Here is a 4,291-nt window from a genome sequence, read left to right on the forward strand (position 1 = left end):
CTCGACCAGGATCCGGCCCATCGCTGGCTTCGCGCTGAGGTGCTGGAGGTGTGCCTGGCCGCTTATCCGCACGATCCTCTTACGGACTCGCTGCAGTCTGCATGAACCCATCGGCCGGCGAGCAACGTCGGCTCCTGCGGCCGAGTTCGTTTAGGGTTGTTCGTTCGTTTAGGGTTGTTCTTCGTTTAGGGTTGTTCTTCGTTTAGGGTTGTTCTTCGTTTAGGGTTGTTCTTCGTTTAGGGTTGTTCGATGCCTGCCATCGTCCGCAGGAATGTGAGTGTGCCACCACGCCTTGCTGGCAGGCGTCGAACGAGCCTCGATGGAGGAAACCGCGGAGTGCCCCGATGCGGTCGGAGCCCTGGCCGCTATGGCGATTGATAGACCGGGATGGCCAGCAATGTTGATGGATGCGCAGTCAGGTGGGATGCTGGATGCGCGCTGACGCAGTGATGAAGCGGTGCAGTGGCGCAATTGTGATGGCGAAGCGGACGTGCGAGGGACTGAGCGAAGCGGCAGGCGCAAACGTCCGCTCGTGGGCCGCGTTGCCGCAGAGCCGACGGTCGGGTTACACGTGCAGGAGGCGTTGCGCTCATGTCGGGCCTCGTGGCATGGGTGGTGCGCGAATGGGCGCCGTGCGTTCCAGTATCTCGATGACGATCATCGGCGCACCGCAGTGCCGGCAGACGAAGGCGGGGCGGGCTGCGACGACCGCGTCTTGCGGCGGTATGTTGAACTCGGGCACGACGTCCAGCAGTTCACGCACCCTGGCGAGACTGACGCGGCGCACCGGGTTGGCCAGCAACCCGTAGTGACGGATGCGATGGAAGCCGCCGGGCAGCACGTGCAGCAGGAAGCGACGCATGAACTCGCCGGCTTCGAGCGTCATGGTCTTGTAGCGGGTGTGTCCCTTCGCGCGGTAGTCCTTCCAGCGGAAGGTCACGCCGCGCTCATCGAATGCGACCAGGCGCTGGTTGGAGATCGCGACGCGGTGGGTATAGCGTGAGAGGTACTCGAGCACCGCTTTCGGTCCCGCAAACGGGCGCTTGGCGTACACGACCCATTCGCAGGTGCGCAGCGGCGCAAGCCACCGGGCAAAGGCGGCTGGATCCGCGAGCCCCGCATACTCGCCGAAGAACTGCAGCACACCGCGTCGGTGTGCGTCTGCGAGCGCTTCGAGGAAGCGGCGCCGGAACAGGCGTGACAGGACGCGCACCGGCAGGAAGAAGCCGGGCCGGCACGCAATCCACCGCTCACCATCGGGAGACAGGCCGCCACCGGGCACGATGCCGTGCACGTGCGGATGATGCGTGAGAGCGGAGCCCCAGGTGTGCAACACGAGGGTGGCGCCGATCTGTGCGCCCAGGTGCCTGGGGTCTGCCGCGATGGTACGCAGTGTTTCGGCGGCGATATCGAACAGCAGTCCGTAGATCACCCGCTTGTTGTACCAGGCGATCGCGCTGACAGGCGCGGGCAGCGTGAAGACGACGTGGTAGTACTCGACCGGAAGCAGGTCGGCCTGGCGCGCCTCGAGCCAGCGATGTGCGGCACTGGCCTGGCACTTCATGCAGTGCCGGTTGCGGCAGGAGTTGTAGGCGACTTCGATCTGCGAGCAGCCGGAACAGCGCAGCACATGCCCGCCCAGCGCCGCGGTGCGGCACTGTTCGATGGCCGACATGACCTTCAGCTGCCCCAGGCTCAGGTGTGCCGTTGCTCTCCACGCTGGCCCGTGGCTGCGGAAGATGTCCGCAACCTCCAGCATGAGGCGCTACAGCGCGCGGCTTACTCGGAGGGCAGGCGGTCCAGCGGACTGGTAACCTCGTGCAGCAGGTCGGTGGCCACCTGGACGTAGAGCGCGGTGTTCTCGAGCTTGGCGTGGCCGAGCAGGACCTGGATCACGCGGATATCCACCTTCTGTTCGAGCAGGTGTGTCGCGAAACTGTGCCGCAGGGTGTGCATGGAGACGCGCTTGTCGATGTGTGCGGCCTCGGCGGCGGCATGGATGGCGCGGTTCAGCTGGCGCGTGCTGAGCGGGTCGACGGGATCGAGCCCGGGAAAGAGCCACCCGCCATCCAGCATCCTGCCCTGGGCCCGGGCCACATGCCACCACACGCGCAGGCGCTCGAGCAGCACCGGCGAGAGCATGGCGTAGCGGTCGCGGCGGCCCTTGCCCTGCTCGATGCGCAGCGTCATGCGCTGGCTGTCGATGTCGGTGACCTTCAGGGCCACCACTTCGCTGGCGCGCAGGCCGGCCCCGTACGCGACCGATAGCGCGGTCTGGTGCTTAAGATTCCCCGCTGCCTCGATGAGTCGCCGTACTTCGTCGGGACTGAGCACGACGGGCAGCGTGCGGGGCATGCGCACCGGGTGCATCCTGACCATCAGCTCGGGCCGGTCGAGCGTGACCTCAAAGAAGAACTTCAGGCCGGTAATGGCGTGGTTCAGTGACACGGGCGAGGTGCCTTGATCGACGAGATGCAGCTGGTAGCGCCGCAGGTCCTCAACGGTGGCTGTATCAGGTGAGCGCCCGAGAAACCGGGCAAATTCGCGCACGATGCGCAGATAGGTGTCCTGCGTCTTCGGCGAAAGCTGGCGCATGCGCATGTCGTCGGTCATGCGCTGGCGCAGTGGACTGGCGTTCGTATGGGAGAAGGTCATGATTGGGCTCCTGCTGGAGAACGAGGCGGATTGCCTCATTCGCCAACATACGAAACCGCGCGGCGGACCTCCCATGAACCGCACACGCCGGCCGGAGCCCCCTACCGCGCGAGCGGTTTCGTGTACGCCCGTGATGGCGTGCCATCTGCAGGGTGAAAGTCCCTGTCGGAGTTGGCCACAGCTCCGTAGCTGAAGGTAACTGCGTCGTCGTGAGGCGGGGTGGGGAGTAACCGGAAGCGAACTGTCGGTCCGTAGGTTAACGAACCTGTTTCGGCGGGGTATGGCGGCGAGCCTGCACTAAAGTGGCGAAGCCTGGAATTAACACAGCACGCTGTCGTGGCAGACAAAGCGGTGCGGTGGCGTACCACGTGGTTGAGGACGGAACGATGGGACGGTGTCACGAAGCAAGCGGGGAGACCTGCCGGCGAGGTGAACGCTGGCAGGAGTCAGAGTCCCGATAGTACTGCACACGGCAGCGTTAAGTCGTGGAGACCTGCGTCAGAGCAAAAGGCGCACTAGGGAAGCGGGGCAGGAAAGTTGATAGCAAAAGACCGGAAGGAAGCAGAGATGAAGATCGAAGCATCGCCAGTGTCGGAAACGACTAGACGAGATGCAAACGGGCTGGGAAGCTGCGTGCAGCGGAAATTCGCGTCAACTTCAATCTGGACGGACGCTATGTTGGCTGCTCTACAAAACGGAGTTAAAGGAGGTAAGTGGCATAGCCTGATTGACAAGGTGTTTCGCCTGGACACGCTCGCGTTGGGATGGGCTCAGGTCGAGAAGAACGCCGGGGCGGCGGGAGTGGACCGCATGAGCGTGAAGCGATTCGCGCAAGCGCAGGACCGATACCTCGCTGAACTGGCGCATGCATTGCGGAACGGGAGCTATCGCCCGCAGCCGGTGCGACGCGTTTACATACCGAAAGGTAAAGGACGTCGTCCGCTCGGTATACCTGCTGTGAAGGACCGTGTTGTTCAAGCGGCCCTGAAGCTGGTGATCGAGCCGATCTTTGAGAATGAGTTCGAGCCGAGAAGTTACGGCTTTCGCCCGGGCTTGGGCTGCAAGGATGCGCTGCGCGAAGTGGACCGGCATGTGAAAGCGGGCTACTGCTGGGTGGTCGATGCCGATCTGCAAAGCTATTTCGACTCGATTCCGCACCTGCCCCTTCTTGCGAGAGTGGCCGGGCGAATTGCGGACGGCCGAGTCCTGGAACTCATCCAGTACTTTCTCAAGCAAGACATCATGGAAGACATGACGCGCTGGACGCCGACTTCCGGCAGTCCGCAGGGGGCGGTTGTCAGCCCCCTGTTGGCAAATCTGTACCTGCACGAGCTTGACGTGGCAATGCGCCAGGCAGGGCTGGTCATGGTGCGCTACGCGGATGACGCCGTGGTGTTATGCCGTACACGTGAGGAAGCGGAAGCTGCGCTCTCTCGCATGCGGGCCTGGGTGGATGCGAACGGCTTGACACTGCACCCCGACAAGACCCACGTTGGGGATTGCCGGCTGGAGGGTCATGGGTTCGAGTTTCTGGGCTACCGGTTCGAGGCAGGCCAACGGAGCCTGTCAGAATTTTAGTGTGCCGAGGTCATGAGACGATAACGGAAACAACGTCCTATGACCGAAGCAACTGTGA

The 4,291-nt window shown here is 63.4% G+C and carries 3 protein-coding genes; 1 reads left to right on the forward strand and 2 read right to left on the reverse strand.

Annotated elements, in window-relative coordinates; translation table 11 throughout:
- Positions 1-589: 589 nt before the first annotated feature.
- Together AC3WLT_RS36890 and AC3WLT_RS36895 are read right to left on the reverse strand one after the other, a co-directional pair.
- On the reverse strand, positions 590-1,759 hold the full coding sequence (locus AC3WLT_RS36890) for an IS91 family transposase (RefSeq protein WP_492596482.1): 1,170 nt from the start codon (positions 1,757-1,759) through the stop codon (positions 590-592).
- Between the two features lie 20 nt (positions 1,760-1,779).
- Positions 1,780-2,655 carry a tyrosine-type recombinase/integrase gene (locus tag AC3WLT_RS36895; RefSeq protein ID WP_492596483.1) on the reverse strand — a complete coding sequence of 292 codons (876 nt, stop codon included), beginning with the start codon at positions 2,653-2,655 and terminating at the stop codon, positions 1,780-1,782.
- 567 nt (positions 2,656-3,222) lie between these two features.
- On the opposite strand from AC3WLT_RS36895, the gene ltrA reads away from it, so the two are divergent.
- Positions 3,223-4,233: a group II intron reverse transcriptase/maturase gene (gene ltrA, locus AC3WLT_RS36900; RefSeq protein ID WP_492596484.1), complete on the forward strand. Its 1,011-nt coding sequence runs from the start codon at positions 3,223-3,225 to the stop codon at positions 4,231-4,233.
- Positions 4,234-4,291: the final 58 nt, after the last annotated feature.

It is taken from the genome of Paraburkholderia sp. FW306-2-2C-D06C, assembly GCF_058781505.1.

Excerpts from the sequence above, each read along its gene's own strand:
- AC3WLT_RS36890 (WP_492596482.1), bottom strand. The coding sequence starts at position 1,759 with ATGCTGGAGGTTGCGGACATCTTCCGCAGCCACGGGCCAGCGTGGAGA.
- AC3WLT_RS36895 (WP_492596483.1), bottom strand. The coding sequence starts at position 2,655 with ATGACCTTCTCCCATACGAACGCCAGTCCACTGCGCCAGCGCATGACC.
- ltrA (WP_492596484.1), top strand. The coding sequence starts at position 3,223 with ATGAAGATCGAAGCATCGCCAGTGTCGGAAACGACTAGACGAGATGCA.